At 70.4% G+C, this 16,428-nt stretch carries 12 protein-coding genes; 6 read left to right on the forward strand and 6 right to left on the reverse strand.

The window, feature by feature from the left end:
• Positions 1–111: 111 nt before the first annotated feature.
• Positions 112–1,194, reverse strand: coding sequence for a sugar phosphate nucleotidyltransferase (locus tag AB5J49_RS19080; protein WP_369169824.1), 1,083 nt, complete (start codon positions 1,192–1,194; stop codon positions 112–114).
• A 111-nt stretch (positions 1,195–1,305) separates the two neighbouring features.
• A complete protein-coding gene (locus AB5J49_RS19085) occupies positions 1,306–2,802 on the reverse strand; it encodes a peptidoglycan recognition protein (RefSeq protein ID WP_369169825.1) in 1,497 nt (498 codons plus the stop codon).
• Positions 2,803–2,943: 141 nt separating this feature from the next.
• Here AB5J49_RS19085 and AB5J49_RS19090 point away from each other — a divergent pair, with 141 nt between their 5' ends.
• From AB5J49_RS19090 to AB5J49_RS19105, 4 genes are all read left to right on the forward strand, one after another.
• The gene (locus tag AB5J49_RS19090; RefSeq protein ID WP_369169826.1) at positions 2,944–3,699 is read left to right on the forward strand and encodes a TIGR03089 family protein; all 756 of its coding nucleotides are present in this window, start codon (positions 2,944–2,946) and stop codon (positions 3,697–3,699) included.
• Positions 3,700–4,189: 490 nt separating this feature from the next.
• A complete protein-coding gene (locus tag AB5J49_RS19095) occupies positions 4,190–5,398 on the forward strand; it encodes an LCP family protein (protein ID WP_369169827.1) in 1,209 nt (402 codons plus the stop codon).
• A gap of 226 nt (positions 5,399–5,624) precedes the next feature.
• Complete coding sequence (locus AB5J49_RS19100) at positions 5,625–7,433, forward strand: LCP family protein (RefSeq protein WP_369169828.1); 1,809 nt, start codon at positions 5,625–5,627, stop codon at positions 7,431–7,433.
• A 419-nt stretch (positions 7,434–7,852) separates the two neighbouring features.
• The gene (locus AB5J49_RS19105; protein ID WP_369169829.1) at positions 7,853–9,442 is read left to right on the forward strand and encodes an LCP family protein; all 1,590 of its coding nucleotides are present in this window, start codon (positions 7,853–7,855) and stop codon (positions 9,440–9,442) included.
• Positions 9,443–9,463: 21 nt separating this feature from the next.
• Here the strand turns inward: AB5J49_RS19105 and AB5J49_RS19110 are convergent, their stop codons facing one another.
• Positions 9,464–10,507 carry a glycosyltransferase family 2 protein gene (locus AB5J49_RS19110; RefSeq protein WP_369169830.1) on the reverse strand — a complete coding sequence of 348 codons (1,044 nt, stop codon included), beginning with the start codon at positions 10,505–10,507 and terminating at the stop codon, positions 9,464–9,466.
• 143 nt (positions 10,508–10,650) lie between these two features.
• On the opposite strand from AB5J49_RS19110, the gene AB5J49_RS19115 reads away from it, so the two are divergent.
• Positions 10,651–12,105: an LCP family protein gene (locus AB5J49_RS19115; protein WP_369169831.1), complete on the forward strand. Its 1,455-nt coding sequence runs from the start codon at positions 10,651–10,653 to the stop codon at positions 12,103–12,105.
• A 163-nt stretch (positions 12,106–12,268) separates the two neighbouring features.
• On the opposite strand, the gene AB5J49_RS19120 is transcribed toward AB5J49_RS19115, so the two are convergent.
• Complete coding sequence (locus AB5J49_RS19120) at positions 12,269–12,826, reverse strand: acyl-CoA thioesterase (RefSeq protein WP_369169832.1); 558 nt, start codon at positions 12,824–12,826, stop codon at positions 12,269–12,271.
• 119 nt (positions 12,827–12,945) lie between these two features.
• On the opposite strand from AB5J49_RS19120, the gene AB5J49_RS19125 reads away from it, so the two are divergent.
• Complete coding sequence (locus tag AB5J49_RS19125) at positions 12,946–14,256, forward strand: LCP family protein (RefSeq protein WP_369169833.1); 1,311 nt, start codon at positions 12,946–12,948, stop codon at positions 14,254–14,256.
• Positions 14,257–14,352: 96 nt separating this feature from the next.
• Here the strand turns inward: AB5J49_RS19125 and AB5J49_RS19130 are convergent, their stop codons facing one another.
• Both AB5J49_RS19130 and AB5J49_RS19135 read right to left on the reverse strand, forming a co-directional pair.
• Positions 14,353–14,715 carry a four-helix bundle copper-binding protein gene (locus AB5J49_RS19130; RefSeq protein WP_369169834.1) on the reverse strand — a complete coding sequence of 121 codons (363 nt, stop codon included), beginning with the start codon at positions 14,713–14,715 and terminating at the stop codon, positions 14,353–14,355.
• Positions 14,716–15,144: 429 nt separating this feature from the next.
• The gene (locus AB5J49_RS19135; RefSeq protein WP_369169835.1) at positions 15,145–16,302 is read right to left on the reverse strand and encodes an acyl-CoA dehydrogenase family protein; all 1,158 of its coding nucleotides are present in this window, start codon (positions 16,300–16,302) and stop codon (positions 15,145–15,147) included.
• Positions 16,303–16,428: the final 126 nt, after the last annotated feature.

The raw sequence follows: 16,428 nt of genomic DNA on the forward strand, positions 1-16,428 counted from the left end.
GGTGCCCCCAGACGGGCTGGAATGCCTGGCCGGCGCCGGGATGTGATCGTCAGCGCCGCGAGGCAGAGCACCCGGCTCAGGCTCCCCTGTGCCTCGGTCGGTGGCTGGGTTCTACAGGTCCGGTGAAAAGCGCACCGCCCCCGCGGGGATCCTGGCGTCGCACCACACCCGGGCGCCGTCCCGCAGTTCGTTGTCGGCGCCGATCACCGCGCCGTCGCCGATGACCGTGCCGGTGAGGACGGAGCGTTCGCCTACGCGGGCGCGGGTGCCGATGAGGGAGTCGGTGATGACGGCGCCGGGTTCGATGACGGCGCCGGGGAGGATCGTGCTGCCGAAGACGCGCGCTCCCTCCGCCACGAAGGCGCCCTCGCCCACCACCGTGCCGCCGGTCAGCTTGGCATCGGGGGCCACCCTGGCGGTGGGGAGGATCAGGCGGTCGCCGCAGCGGCCGGGGACGGCGGGGGAAGGGGCGCGGCCCAGGACGAGGTCCGCCGAGCCGCGGACGAAGGCCGCGGGGGTGCCCAGGTCGAGCCAGTACGTCGAGTCGACCATGCCCTGGAGGTGGGCTCCGGCCGAGAGGAGGTCGGGGAAGGTCTCGCGTTCGACGGAGACCGGGCGGCCCGCCGGGATCGTGTCGATGACCGAGCGGCGGAAGACGTACGCCCCCGCGTTGATCTGGTCGGTGACGATCTCCTCGGGGGTCTGGGGCTTCTCCAGGAACGCCGTCACCCGGCCCGTGTCGTCCGTGGGGACCAGGCCGTACGCCCTCGGGTCCGTCACCTTCGTCAGGTGGAGCGAGACGTCCGCGCCCGTCGTCTCGTGCGTGTGGATCAGCGCCCTGATGTCCAGGCCCGTCAGGATGTCGCCGTTGAAGATCAGGACGGGGTCGTCGGGCGCGGAGTGGAGCCGGGACGCCACGTTGCGGATCGCGCCGCCCGTGCCGAGGGGCTCCTCCTCCGTCACGTACTCCAGGTGGAGGCCGAGCGCGGAGCCGTCGCCGAAGTACGGCTCGAAGACCTCGGCCAAGTACGACGTCGCCAGGACGATGTGGTCCACGCCCGCCGCTCTCGCTCTCGCCAACTGGTGCGTGAGGAAGGGGACTCCGGCCGCCCGGACCATGGGCTTCGGCGTGTGCACGGTGAGCGGACGCAGCCGAGTGCCCTTGCCGCCGACCAGGAGGATCGCTTCTGTCACCTGTCGTCTCTGCTTCCTGCCGGGACCGGCCGAACTGTCTTTCGGCCGGCCAGTGTATGCAGACCGTTGCGCGACGCCCTCGACGGCGGTTCGGTACTCCGCGCCCCCGGCTCAGCGGCCCTGGTAGCGGGCCGCCGTGGCGCGGGCCGTGCCGAGCTTGCGGTAGAGCTGCAGTCCGGGGCACTCCGTGGAGTAGCCGTCCCGGTGGCCGGAGATCACATTCAGTCGTACGTTCTTTCCCTTTCGGTAGAGATTGCCACCGGCGGACTTCAGGTATGTCTTTCCTCGCGGATTGGCCCCGTAGAGGCCCAGTTTCCAAGCCGTGAGGCGGGCCACGGCCTTCAGCGAGGCGCCGGTCGGCTTGGCGGAGCCGTAGCTGCCGAGGACGGCGATCCCCATGCTGTTGGTGTTGAACCCGAGAGTGTGGGCCCCCAGGACCGGCTTCGCCACCCCCCCGGCGCGTCCCTCGTAGATGTTTCCGCACTTGTCGACGAGGAAGTTGTAGCCGATGTCACGCCAGCCCATGCTCTTGACGTGGTAGCGGTAGATACCGCGGATGAGCGAGGGGACCTGCGAGCACCAGTACTTGCTGCCGGTCGCCGTGTGGTGCACGAAGGCCGCCTTCACCTTCTTCGTGTACACGAACTGCCGCTCCCGCCACCCCTCGTTCGCTCCCCAGCCGCGCCGCGTGACGATGCGCGGCCGCGGCCCGATGTACGGCTTCGCCCGCTGCTCCTGCGTCAACTCGTTCCCGCGCAGGGCCAACAGCTCCCGTTCGGTCTCGGCCCGGCCGAGCGCGGGGATCTCGGAGACACCGAGCGGCGCGAGTTCGGCGTTGGCGGCGGAGGCGGCCGTGTCGGCTGCGGCGGCTCCGAGGGCCTCGGCGGTCTCGGCGGTCTCCGCCTGCAGGGAGCCGGGGCGGGGGGCGCCGGGGTCGTCCGGCGCGGGGGCGGCTTCGCCGGGATCGACGAGTTCGAGGCGAAGGCCGGCGGGGAGCGGAGAGACGACGCCGGTGCCGGCCGGCGGGGTCGGGTCACCACTGCCCGGTGCCTGTGCGCCCTCCTCGGGCCCGGTCTCGACGGCCTGCGCCGTGACCCGCACCTCCACGGCGTCCGACTCCCCGACCCACAGCGGCGCCGTGGAGCCGCGTACCCGGCCGGAGGTGCGTTCGACGCTGCCCGGGTCGGCCGCGTGTTCGCCGTTGTGTGTCTCTACGTCCTGCCAGCCGGACCAGGTCCCCGTGTCGACGGCACGGGTGCGGACCTGGACACGGCCGTGCAGTTCGGCGTCCGGGTCGTCCCAGATGACGCCGACGAGGGAGAAGTGCCGTACGTCCCGCGGGGACAGGCCCTCTTCGGCGGGGGCCCCGACGACGCGGTCACGGGCGAGGGGGGTGAGGGGGGCGAGGGGCATCGACTGAGTGCTGCCGGGGACGTACGACTCGGCGTCCCCCTGACGCACCGCCGGCCCGGCCACCGTCTCCCCGCGCGTGGCCGCTTCCGCACTGAGCGCCGGTCTCGCGGACGACGCGACGGCGGGTGGGGTGAGCGGGAGGGCTAGAGCGGCCGCGCACGTGACACCGATCGAGGAAGCAAGGAATCCACGCATACCCCCGATGTTGGACATAGGCATACAAACCTGTCCATCTGGAAGTTGACGGAGTGTCGGCGTCCGATTCGCCCGAACCGGTGGTGGCCGGGTGCCCCCGACAAGGCGTGTGCGCCTACGTGTCCGCGTACGCTTGCGCGGGTGAACGCCACCGATCGCACCCCTGCCGACCTGCTGCGTTCCGCGCTCGCCGCGGATCCCGGACGCCCCCTGGTGACCTTCTACGACGACGCCACCGGGGAACGTGTCGAATTGTCCGTGGCCACCTTCGCCAATTGGGTGGCCAAGACCGCGAATCTGCTCCAGGGCGACCTCGGGGCCGGGCCGGGCGACCGGGTCACGCTGCTGCTGCCCACCCACTGGCAGACGGCGGTCTGGCTGCTGGCGTGTTCGTCGGTGGGCACGATCGCGGACGTGGGCGGGGATCCGGCGGCGGCCGACGTGGTCGTGAGCGGACCGGATTCCCTGGAGACCGCGCGGGCGTGCCGAGGGGAACGTGTCGCGTTGGCGCTACGGCCGCTGGGGGGCCGCTTCCCGCAGCCGCCGGCCGGCTTCGCCGACTACGCCGTGGAAGTACCGGGCCAGGGCGACCGTTTCGCCCCGTACGCCCCGGTCGACCCCGAGGACCCGGCGCTGATCGTGGCCGGCCGGGAGTTCAGCGGCGCCGAGGTGGTCGAACGCGCCCGCGCCGAGGCGACGGGGCTGGGCCTCACGGGACCGGGCTCGCGCATCCTGTCGTCCCTTCCCTACGACACCTGGGAGGGCCTCAACGCCGGCCTGTACGCGGCCCTGGCGACCGGCGGCTCGGTGGTCCTGTGCCGCCACCTCGAGTCCCTGGACGAGGAGTCCCTGGCCAAGCGCATCGAAAGCGAGCGGGTGACGGCGACGGCGAGGTGACTGCGTCGGCTGAGCCGAGCCACCACGCGCGGCGGCTCTCAAGGCACCCGGCGCCGACGCGGGCCCCGCTGGGGGCTGCCGCCCCCAGACCCCCGCTTCGGCCCTGAACGGGCCTCGTCCTCAAACTCCCCCAGAGGGGGTGCCCCCAGACGGGCTGGATGAAGCCGACCGGCACCGAGGAGGTGCACCCCGACGGCAATGCGAAGCAGGGACGAGCGCCGGAATGGGCCGGGGCCCCACGGACCCGCAGCCGTGTACGGCGGGAAGGGGACGTGCCGGGGGTGTCCGCCCGCAGCGGCCGCGTCAACACACAGCACCCTTCCAAGCCGCAGCAACCGCCGAAGGCACCCGCAGGTACCCCCGGCCCAACCGCCGAAGGCCCCCGTCACCCATTCAGCCCACCACCACCCACCCCCCACCCTCCATCCGAGCCATGGTCGTAACAGCAGCCCACACCACACGCACTACGCCATGAGGGGTGGACCCAGCCGTGACCGACACCGCACGTGCGCGCCGGGGGGCGTCGGCCAGTAGGAGGGGGCTCGTACGGCGGTGGGTGCGGCGCGGGGCCCTGGGGGTCGGGCTCGTGCTCATCGCCGCCGGCGGGGCCGGGTGGGCCGTCTACGCCAAGCTCGACTCCAACATCACGCCCGACAAGGCCGCCGCCGCCGAACTCGCCCGGTACGAGAAGGAGCGCCCCACCTCCCTCGTCCGCGACGCCCGGAACATCCTGCTCATCGGGTCGGACTCCAGGGCGGGCGAGGGAAACCGGCGCTACGGCCGTGACTCCGGGACCGAGCGGTCCGACACCGCGATCCTGCTGCACCTCTCCGCAGGGCGCCGCAGCGCCACCGCCGTGTCGATACCCCGCGATCTGATGGTGGACGTCCCCGGCTGCCGGCGCCCCGACGGCCGCCGCAGCGAGCCCATGTTCGCGATGTTCAACTACGCCTTCCAGGTCGGCGGCTCGGCCTGCACCGTCCGCACCGTGGAGCGGCTCACGGACATCCGCGTCGACCACCACGTGGTCGTCGACTTCCACGGCTTCAAGGAGATGGTCGACGCCCTCGACGGCGTGGAGCTCTGCCTCACCCGGCCCATCAACGACAAGGCCGCCAAGCTCAGGCTCCCCGCCGGAAAGGTGGCCCTCAACGGCGAGCAGGCCCTCGGCTACGTCCGCGCCCGCAAGTCCCTCGGCGACGGCAGCGACACCGACCGCATGAAGCGCCAGCAGCGATTCCTCGCCGCGCTCGTCCAGAAGGTGCAGAGCAACGACGTCCTACTGAATCCGGTCAGGCTCTACCCCGTCCTGGACGCCGCCACGTCCTCCCTCACCACCGACCCGGCCCTGGCCAGCTTGCGCGGTTTGTACGAACTCGTCCGCGGCGTGCGCGACATCCCCACCGAACGCGTGCAATTCCTCACCGTCCCTCGGGAGTCGTACATCTACAACGCCAATCGCGACCAACTCGTGGAGCCCGAGGCCGAGCGACTCTTCGAGCGACTGCGCGTCGACGCCCCGGTGGAAGTCGTGAATTCGCCCGAAACATCCCACGGCCCTCGGCACCCATCTCCGCACAGGAGTTCGCATTACGGCGACGGAAAGGCGGGCGCCGAGCGTCCCGGCGAACACGCGGGACCCACTCCTCCGGCACCCACCTTCCGCGGCAACACCGCCGCCGAGAACCCCTGCGAGTAAAACGCTCACCAAGTCGGCGAACCCCAGTTCAAAGAAATGGGATGGATTGCCCAGTTGTAGGGACGTGGAATTTGTCACCGTCGTGGCTTGACGCTGAACTGGGCGGATAGTGTGAGCGATCCGGTGCACCCGGCCGTAGTTAGGCTTGCGCACTGTTCGACCGAGAGACCCGAGCGCCTTGGAGGGGGTAGGCGCCGCGTGGCCCCGACGGAGGAATCAGACAACCGTGGACGCGCAAGGCCGTGGGCGGGCGGACGACATCGACCCCGCAGACCAGTGGGTACTCAATCCGAACACTGGCGAATACGAACTGCGACTGACTCCTTCCGCAGCGCAGTCGCCGGTTCCTGGACCCCGTAGATCCGCTTCGCGCGCCGGCGCCGCCGCGCGTGCCGCCGGTGCGACCGCGGCCGGGGGTGCCGCAGGTTCAGGTGGCGCGGCGGGTGCCGGTGGCGCTGCGCGCGGCCGGACCGCGACCCCGGGCCGTGAGACGCGGCCGGTGTCGCCGGGCCGTGAGGTCCCGCCGCAGCGCAGGCGTCGGGGCGCGCCCGAGGAGCCGCCGCCGGGTCGGCGCGGTCGCCGGCCGGCGAAGAAGAGCAAGGCGAAGAAGGCCCTGCTCTGGACCGGCGGTGTGATGGCGTTCGTGCTGGTCGCCGCCGGGGTCGGCGCGTACCTCTACATCGAGCACCTCAACGACAACATCCAGTCCGTCTCCGACGACGGCGCGAGCACCGGTGGGTTCAGCAAGGACAAGGCCATCAACATCCTGCTCATCGGCACGGACAAGCGCACCGGCGCGGGCAACGGCAACTACGGCGACAGCGGCAGCGCCGGGCACGCCGACACCACGATCCTGCTGCACCTCTCCAAGGACCGCTCGAACGCGACCGCGCTCAGCATCCCGCGCGACCTGATCGTCGACATCCCCGACTGCCCGACCACGCAGGAGGACGGCTCCCAGAAGGTCATTCCCGGCGAGACCGGCGTCCGCTTCAACACGAGCCTCGGCCAGGAAGGCCGTACGCCCAGCTGCACGAGCCGGACCGTCACCGAGCTGACCGGGATCAAGCCGGACAACTTCATGGTGGCCGACTTCAACGCGGTGAAGACGCTGACGTCGGCGGTCGGCGGTGTCGAGGTGTGCCTGGCCAAGGACATCGACGACCCCGACTCCCACCTCAAGCTCAGCGAGGGCAAGCATCTGATCGAGGGCGAGCAGGCGCTGGCCTTCGTCCGCACCCGGCACTCCGTCGGCTTCGGCGGTGACCTGAGCCGGATCGGGCTTCAGCAGCAGTTCCTCAGCGCGCTGATGCGCAAGCTCAAGTCGAACGACACGCTCTCCAGCCCGACGAAGATGATCAAGCTGGCCGAGGCGGGCACCAAGGCGCTGACCGTCGACTCCCAGCTCGACACCATCGACAAGCTGAAGGACCTGGGCCTGGAGCTGGGCAAGCTCGACACCAAGAACCTGACCTTCACGACGATTCCGGTGATCGACAACCCGGCCGAGAAGGTGAAGGCGACCGTCGTACTCAACGAGACGACGGCTCCCCAGGTGTTCCAGGCGATCCAGAACGACGTCTCCTTCACCGCGGTCAAGCAGCAGAAGAAGAAGGACGCCGCCGCCGTGGCCGCCCGGCTCAAGGGCACCAAGGCCGACGCCTCCGAGGTGCGCGTGCAGGTCTTCAACGGCGGGGCGCCCGCGGGCAGCGCCCAGGAGACCCTCACCTGGCTGCAGACCGAGGAGGGTGTGAGCAAGTCCGAGAACGCGGGCAACGCACCGGCGACGCTGTCGAAGACGACGCTCGAGTACGCGCCGGAACAGGCGGACCAGGCGCGTCGGCTCGCCGCCATCATGGGGCTCTCCGGCTCCGCGATGAAGCCCGGCAAGAGCGTGACCAACTCCCAGGGCCTGCCCACGATGACGCTGACACTGGGCAAGGACTTCAAGGGTGCGGGCGTTTCCCTCACGGCTCCGACCAATGCGCCCGACGTGCCGAAGTCCACGGCGGACAAGGTCGAGTGCGCGAAGTAGCGTCCGGCGGTGACCCAACGGGCCCGTCTCACCGGCGACTTGAGGTGAGGCGGGCCGCCCGTTCCGGTACCGCGGCTGCGGTACGCGGGCTCCGGTACGGAATCTGCCGCGAGGAACGCAACTGTGCCCCACCCTCGTTGGTCTGACACAGGACACGGTTGTGTCGGGCAGCGTTGGCCTGACACACCACGTGGCCGTGCCGAGCTTGGATTTTGCCGACGCGTGGCCAACCCGGGTCGGACCCACAGAGGTCTGACAGGTTGCGAACCGGAGTCGGACAGGGTGGCCTGACATGGTTCGCTCCGCACCGGACAGGGAGGTCCGCCGCGGAGCGAAGCCGTGCCGGGCCAAGGGTGGGGAAGGGCGAACAGTTGGCGCAGAGCAGTGTGCGGGGGGAGGTCCCCGCGGTGGAGGACACCATGTCCCTCACACCGCGGGCCGACCAGGACACGCAGGCCGACCAGGGCGGCCGGCACGGTGGCGGGGGTCGCAGGGGCGGCCGCGGAACCGACGGCAGGCGCCGCAGACGGCGGGTGCTGCGCTGGTCGGCGACAGTTCTGGCGGTGGTGATACTGGGCACCGCGGGCGCCGGGTATCTCTACTACCAGCACCTCAACGACAACCTGAAGAAGGACGACCTCAACATCGGCGACGCGAAGGACCGCGCCGCCGAGAGCGAGGCGAACGCGGCCGGTCAGACGCCGCTGAACATCCTGCTGATCGGCTCGGACGCGCGGGACAGCAAGGAGAACCAGAAACTCGGCGGCGCCAAGGAGACGTTCGGCGGCACTCCGCTCGCCGACGTGCAGATGCTGCTGCACGTCTCCGCCGACCGCACCAACATGTCGGTGGTGAGCATGCCGCGCGACACGCTGGTGGACATCCCCAAGTGCACCGACCCGGACAGCGGGGACGTCTACGAGGCCCTCGGCCGCGCGATGACGAACCGGTCGCTGGGCCGCGGTGGACCGGGATGCTCGGTGGCGACGTGGGAGAAGCTGACCGACATCCACATCGACCACTTCATGATGATCGACTTCTCTGGTGTGGTGTCGATGGCGGACGCGATCGGCGGCGTCCCGGTCTGCGTCGACGCCAACATCCGCTCCAAGGACAGCGAGGGCCACGGCTCCGGGCTGAAGCTGGAGAAGGGCACGACGTACGTCCAGGGCGAACAGGCCCTGCAGTGGCTGCGCACCCGGTACGGCTTCGAGGACGGCAGCGACCTGGCCCGCGCCAAGGCGCAGCACATGTACATGAACTCGATGGTCCGTGAGCTGCGCAAGCACGCGAAGCTGAGCAACCCGGGCAAGCTGCGCGCCCTCGCCGAGGCGGCCACCGAGGCACTCACCGTCGACCCGGGCCTGGGCACGGTGGCGAAGCTGTACGACCTGGCGGGCGAGCTCAAGAAGGTGCCGACCTCGCGCATCACCATGACGACGATGCCGAACGCGTACGACACGGTCCAGACCGGCCGGGTGGTGCCCACCGAGGACGCGACCAAGCTGTTCCGGCTGGTGCGCGACGACGTCTCGCTCGACGGCAAGGACAAGAAGAAGAAGTCCACCAAGGAGAAGGTTTCCACCGACCCGGCCGCGGCGGACGGCAAGATCGCCGTCCAGGTCCGCAACGGCACCCGCACCGACACCCTGGCCCCGGTCCGTGGCCGTGCGACCACCGTCGCCGGGCTGCTCGTCGACAAGGGATTCACGCAGGCCGTGGCGGACGCCTCGGCCGCGCCGGTCGAGGACACGACGCTCGTCCGCTACCCGAGCGCAGACCTGGAGGGCGACGCCCAGCGGGTCGCCAAGGCCCTCGGCATCCCGACCAGCGCCGTGGAGAAGTCCACGGACGTCTCCGGCGTCACCCTCGTCGTCGGCGCGGACTGGCGGGAGGGGACGGCGTACAAGGCCCCGAAGCAGGACGACAGGACGCCGGACACGGCGGAGGCGCTGAACGCCTCCGACACCAAGGCCTGCATGAAGGTGAACCCGGGGTTCACCTGGTGACGGCACCCGCCACCGGCGGGCTCAGCTGGCGCTGAGCACCGCCGGGCGGCGGGAGGCGATGACCTTCTTCGCCAGGGACCGCGGGCTGGTCAGGAAGCCGTAGCCCCAGGACATGTGCATGGTGGCGAGGGCGACGGGGATCTGCAGGCGTGCCTTCGGCGGGAGGCCCTTGCCGGCCGGGACCGAGCCGGCGGTGATGGCCGCGAGGTAGCCGCCCGGGATCACCAGGGCCCACGGGGTGACCAGGGCGCCCAGCACGAGGCCCGCCGCGATCGCGCACACCGCCGTCGGCGGGGCGAGGTAGCGCAGGTTGATGGAGCCGGAGTGGTAGCGGGCGACGACGTGGCGCCAGCGGCCGTAGTCCTTGTACTGCTTGGCGAGGGCGCGCACCGAGGGACGCGGCCGGTACGACACCTTCAGCTCGGGCGAGAACCAGATGAGCCCGCCCGCTTCCCTGATCCGGAAGTTGAGCTCCCAGTCCTGGGCCCGGATGAACTCCTCGTTGTAGCCGCCCTGTTGCTCCAGCGCCTCGCGCCGGAAGACGCCGAGGTAGACGGTCTCGGCCGCCTGTGCCTGGCCACCGGTGTGGAACGCAGCGTTGCCGACCCCGATCTTCGAGGTCATCGCGGCGGCGACGGCGTGCTCCCAGTCGTTCTCGCCCTCGGCGTGCATGATGCCGCCGACGTTCTGCGCGCCGGTCTCCTCCAGGAGCCGAACGGCGGTGGCGATGTAGTTCGGCGAGAGGATTCCGTGCCCGTCGACGCGCACGACGATCGGGTGGCGCGAGGCCTTGATCGCGGCATTGAGCGCGGCGGGCGTACGGCCGGTCGGATTCGGGACGGTGTGCACGCGCTTGCTTTCGAAGGAAGCGGTTTCGGCCACGAGCTCGGCGGCGATCTCGTCCGTGCGGTCCGTGGACGGACCGAGGGCGATCACGACCTCCATCTCGCCGGCGTACTCCTGCGCGAGGATCGCTCGGACTGCTCCGCGCAGATGCCGCTCCTCGTTCAGCACGGGCATGATGACGGACACGGCGGGGAGCTGCACGTCGGGATTGGCGTTCATAGGGGGCTCACGTTACCGCGAACGGGGGACACCGGTGCGCCCCGCCGGGGTCGCTGCCCCGGTCAGCAGATCGTATGGGCCTACGGTGCTCACGGATCCCACGTACGGCCCCCAGGGCAAGCCCCAGCGGAAGGTAGCCCCCCATGCCCACGCCGCCCCGCCGCTCCCCCGCCCCTCCGCAGCGCCGCCCGCAGCCGTCCCGTGGCGGGGCGCGGCCGGTCGCGCCCGTACGGCGGAGAAGGCCCCGCTGGGCCATGCGGGCGGTGACCACGCTGTCCGTGGTGGTCCTCGCCTCCGCCGGTATCGGGCACGCCGTGGTGACCAGCCTGGACGCGAAGATCGCGCGCGTGGACCCCTTCAAGGACATGAAGAACCGGCCGCAGGCCGGGCACGGGATGAACGTCCTCCTAGTCGGCACGGACGGCCGCGACCGCATCAGCGAGGAGGAGCGGCGCAAGTACCGGCTCGGCGGGGCCCCCTGTCACTGCACCGACACGATCATGATCGTGCACATCTCGGAGGACCGGGAGCGGGCGAGTGTGGTGAGCCTGCCGCGCGACTCGTACGCGGAGGTGCCCGCCGGTGAGGGGCGCAAGGCACACCCCATCAAGATCAACGCGGCGTACGCGGAGGGCGGCCCGAACCTCACCGTCGCCACGGTCGAGCACATGACCCACGTCAAGATCGACCACTATCTGGAGGTCGACTTCACCAGCTTCATGAGGACGGTGGACGTGGTCGGCGGGGTGCAGATCTGCACCGCCGAGCCGATGAAGGACGAGTACACCGGTCTCGACCTGCCGGCCGGTACGCACCGGCTGATGGGCGGGGAGGCGTTGCAGTACGTGCGCTCGCGGCATGTCGACAGCGCCTCCGACCTGGGCCGGGTGCAGCGCCAGCAGCGTTTCATGGCGGCGCTGATCGAGCGGGCCACGTCGTCCGGGATCCTGCTGAACCCGATGCGCTTCCGGGATGTGACGCGGGCGGTGCTGGGTTCGGTGCGGGCCGACAAGGGCTTCGGGACGGGCGAGTTGCTCGACCTCGGGCGGGCGATGCGGAACTTCTCGCCGTCGTCGTCGGAGTTCACGACCGTGCCCATCCGGCAGCTGGAGTACACCGTGAAGGACGTCGGTTCCACGGTGAAGTGGGACGCCGCGAAGTCCGAGCGTCTCTTCAGGGCCCTGCGCGAGGACGAGCCCCTGGCCGCGCACCGGCCGAGGCGCAGGCCGGTGCGGGTGGAGGTCGCCCCGCAGGAGATCCACGTCCAGGTGGAGAACGGCACTGAGGCCTCCGACCTCGGCAAGCGCGTGGACGCGGCGCTGGCGGCGACCGGGTTCCGGACGACGGGGCGGCCGGTGAAGTCGGCGGACCGCCCGGTGAAGCGGACGGTCGTCGCCCACGACCCACGCTGGGACCGCTCGGCGAAGTCCCTGGCAGCCGCACTGCCGGGGAGCGAGCTGCGCGCGGTCAAGGGGCTGGGCCCGACGCTGAAGGTGATCGTCGGCACCGACTTCAGGCAGGTCCGCAAGGTACGCGCCGAGGACCCGACCCAGGGCGAGTCCTTCGTGGTACGGGGCGATGAGGCGGGGTGCTCATAGCTCCGGGTGACCTGAGCTCCGGGTGTCCTGAGCTACGGGTGACCCGGGTTTCGGGTGACCCGGCCGGGTCCCGGCGCGACGAGGCGGGGCGGGCCGCTCGCGGTTCCGGGGCGCCCGGCCCGGGCTCCCGACGCGCCCCCGGCGCTCCCTGGTCCCCGGCCCCTCAGTCCTCGTACCCCTCCGCCACCCGCTTCTCGCGCAGTTCCTTGATCGCGCGGCGGCGGGCCAGGCGGTGGGTGCGGCGGATCTGGGCCTCCTGGTTGCGGCGCTTGTCACGCTCGGTCTCCGGTACGACCGGTGGGACACGGCGCGGCTTGCCGTCGGCGTCGACCGCCGCGAAGACGAGGTACGCGGAGCCGACCTGAGTGGGCGGCGCCGACTCGTTCCAGCGCTCGGCCAGGACCCGTACCCCGACCTCCATCGAGGTCCGGCCGGTCCAGTTGACCTGGGCCTTCACATGGACGAGGTCGCCGACGCGGACCGGTTCGAGGAAGACCATCTCGTCCATGGACGCGGTGACGGCGGGGCCGCCGCTGTGCCGGCCGGCCACGGCGCCCGCCGCGTCGTCGACGAGTTTCATGATCACGCCGCCGTGCACCGTACCCAGAAGGTTGGTGTCGCTGTGGGTCATGATGTGGCTGAGGGTGGTGCGGGATGCGGCGGTCGGCTTGCCCGGGATCTCCGGAGTGTCCGACTGCGCGGCGGTGACCTGGTCTGTCATGGCCTCCACCTTATGCCGACCCGACATTCGCGGACTTTGTGTTGGGTTCGCAACAGCCGTGCCTCTATTTTCCCCGGAACCTTGTAAGACCCCTGGCGGTGCCCTGCACACTGGGGCGCATGAATGACTGGCCCGGTGGATGGTCCGACGACAATCGCGGTGACCGCTACGGACGCGGCAGCTCGAGGGCACAGCCCGAGGGCGCGCGCGTGATGCGGCAGGTCCGCCGCGGTCCGGCGGCGCCGCCCGGCCCGGGGTACGGCGGGGTGCCGCAGCAGCCGTCGTACGTGAACGGCCAGGGCCACGGCGGCTACGGCGACGACCCCGGCTACGACGACGGGTACGACAGCGGCTACAACACCGGCCAGGTCTACGGCGGGTCCGGTGGTCCCGGGGACCCCGGGGACCCCGGGGGCCGCGGGGGCCGCGGGATGCGCGAGCCGCGGCCCGCGCCGAACTGGCGGCGCCGTATCAAGGTGACCGCGATCACCGTCGTGACCCTTGCGGTCGTGACGTCCGTCGCCACCTACTTCTGGGCCGACTCCAAGCTCAACCGCGAGGTCGACCTGTCCAAGGTCATCGACCGGCCGGACGCGGGAGAGGGCACCAACTACCTGATCGTCGGCTCCGACAGCCGTGAGGGCATGTCGGCCGAGGAGAAGAAGCAACTGCACACCGGGTCCGCCGAAGGCAAGCGCACCGACTCGATGATGATCCTGCACACCGGCAGCAACGGTCCTACGCTGATCTCGCTGCCGCGTGACTCGGACGTCGAGATACCGACCTTCGTGGGTTCGGAGTCCGGCAAGACGTACAAGGGCACGGGCCGGCACGTGAAGCTGAACGCCGCGTACGCCGAGGACGGCCCGGAGCTGCTGGTCCGCACCGTCGAGTACAACACCGGTCTGCACATCGACCACTACGTCGAGATCGGCTTCGCGGGCTTCGCGAACATCGTGGACTCGGTCGGCGGTGTCGAGATCGACATCCCGCGGGACATCAAGGACTCCAAGTCCGGCGCGGACTTCAAGAAGGGCAAGCAGACCCTGAACGGCGAGGAGGCGCTCGCCTTCGTCCGCACCCGCTACGCACTGCCCGGCTCCGACCTGGACCGCACGAAGAACCAGCAGAAGTTCCTCTCGGCCCTCGCCAACCAGGTGGCGACCCCGAGCACGATCCTCAACCCGTTCAAGCTGTACCCGACCATGGGTGCGGGGCTGGACACCCTGATCGTCGACAAGGACATGGGCCTGTTCGACCTGGCGGACATGTTCTGGTCGATGAAGGGCGTCACCGGCGGTGACGGCAAGTCGATGAACATGCCGATCTCCGGCTCCACTGGCGGCAACCTCGTCTGGGACAAGGCGAAGGTGAAGACGCTGGTGGAGCAGCTGAAGAACGACGAGACGGTGACCGTCTCCAGCAACTGAGCAGCGCACGGCCGGGCAGCACACAGCCGGGCAGCGCACAGCAGTCGAGGGCACCCTGCGGGTGCCCTCGAGTGTTTCCGGGGGGCCGGACGTTCGTCACATGGTGGCGCCCGACATCGCGCGGCAGGACTCGGCGCAGCGGCGACACGCCTCGGCACAGCGCATCATCTGCGGGTCGTCCGGCATGGACATACACGCCTCGGCGCACATGTCGCAGGCCTTGGCGCACATCGCGCACATCTCGGCCGACATGGGCGAGCGGCGCATCATCATGTCCGCGCACATGCGGGTCGTCTCGGCGCAGTCCATGAGCGCCCGCATGATCTGCATCTGCGGCTGGCCGCCCATCTGCATGCAGGAGCTCATCGTCTCCTCGCAGACCACGTGGCAGGACATGCACGCGTCGACGCAGGCCTGCATCTCCTTGCTCATGGCGGTCATGGTGCCTTGCTGGGTCATGGCTCCTCCTGGGGGTGCGGAAGCCCGGGGCGGGCCCCGTGCCCTTCCGTCCTACGCCCGCCCGCCGCGCCGCGCCATCGGACGGACGCGCCCGATCCGCCCCCATTGGGGTTACGGCTCCGCAGGCAGGAGAGGACGCCGGGTCCCACCACCGTCATCGCCCGGTCGTCCCCGGTCACGGAGTTCAGGATGCCCAGCATGGCGATCGCGACCGACTGGCCGACCGGCCAGCCGGTCCGAAGTTCGTGTCCGGTGTCCGGGCCGCGGACGCCTGCATCGGCTCCGCATGGCGCGCGTCCGCCTCCAGGCAGGCAATGGCGCCCTCAACTCAGCGCGGAAGCACGGCACTTGAGTGACGAACGCCGATCGCCCTCCGCCCGGGGAGGGCGGAGGGCGATCGGAGAAGAGCTACGACAGACTGCGGCAGCCCTACGGCAGGTTGCGCGCCATCACGATGCGCTGGACCTGGTTCGTGCCCTCGTAGATCTGCGTGATCTTGGCGTCGCGCATCATGCGCTCCACCGGGTAGTCACGGGTGTAGCCGTAGCCGCCGAGGAGCTGGACGGCGTCGGTGGTGACCTCCATCGCCACGTCGGACGCGAAGCACTTGGCGGCGGCGCCCAGATAGGTGAGGTCGGCGTCGCCGCGCTCGGAGGCGGCGGCGGCCTGGTAGGTCAGGGCGCGGGCGGCCGAGATCTTCATGGCCATGTCGGCGAGCATGAACTGGATGCCCTGGAAGTCGGCGATCGGCTTGCCGAACTGCTTGCGCTCCTGGACGTAGCCCTTGGCGTAGTCGAGGGCGCCCTGCGCGATGCCCAGCGCCTGCGCGGCGATCGTGATGCGGGTGTGGTCCAGCGTCTTCATCGCCGTGGCGAAGCCGGTGCCCTCCTCGCCGATCATGCGGTCCGCCGGGATGCGAACGTTGTCCAGGTAGACCTCGCGGGTCGGGGAGCCCTTGATGCCGAGCTTCTTCTCGGGGGCGCCGAAGGAGACGCCCTCGTCCGACTTCTCCACGACGAAGGCCGATATGCCCTTCGAGCGCTTGGAGGGGTCGGTGACCGCCATCACCGTGTAGTACTCGGAGACACCGGCGTTGGTGATCCAGCGCTTCACGCCGTTCAGGACGTAGTGGTCGCCGTCGCGGACCGCCTTCGTCTTCATGCCGGCGGCGTCGGAGCCCGCGTCCGGCTCGGAGAGGCAGTACGAGAACATGCCGTCGCCCTTGGCGAGCGGGGTCATGTACCGCTTCTTGATGTCCTCGGAGCCGGAGAGGATCACCGGGAGCGAGCCCAGCTTGTTCACCGCGGGGATGAGGGAGGAGGACGCGCATACGCGGGCCACCTCCTCGATCACGATCACCGTGGCGAGGGCGTCCGCGCCCGCGCCGCCGTACTCCTCGGGTACGTGCACCGCGTGCAGGTCAGCCGCGACCAGCGCGTCCAGCGCCTCCTGCGGGAAGCGGGCGTCCTCATCCACCGCGGCAGCGTGCGGCGCGATCTTCGCCTCGGCCAGCGAGCGGATCGCGTCGCGGAGCATGTCGTGCTCCTCGGACGGGCGGTACAGGTCGAAGTCAGCCGATCCGGCCAAGGTCTCTCACGCTCCAAGGACGCTGTGTGGTCTAGCGGACGCTGTGTGGTCTAAGCGCGGCGCTCATGCTAATTACCGTTAAGTAACTCAAATTTTAGGGGGCGGCTCACGGGAGTGATACGTGAG

The organism is Streptomyces sp. R28 (assembly GCF_041052385.1).
Taxonomy (GTDB): Bacteria; Actinomycetota; Actinomycetes; order Streptomycetales; family Streptomycetaceae; genus Streptomyces.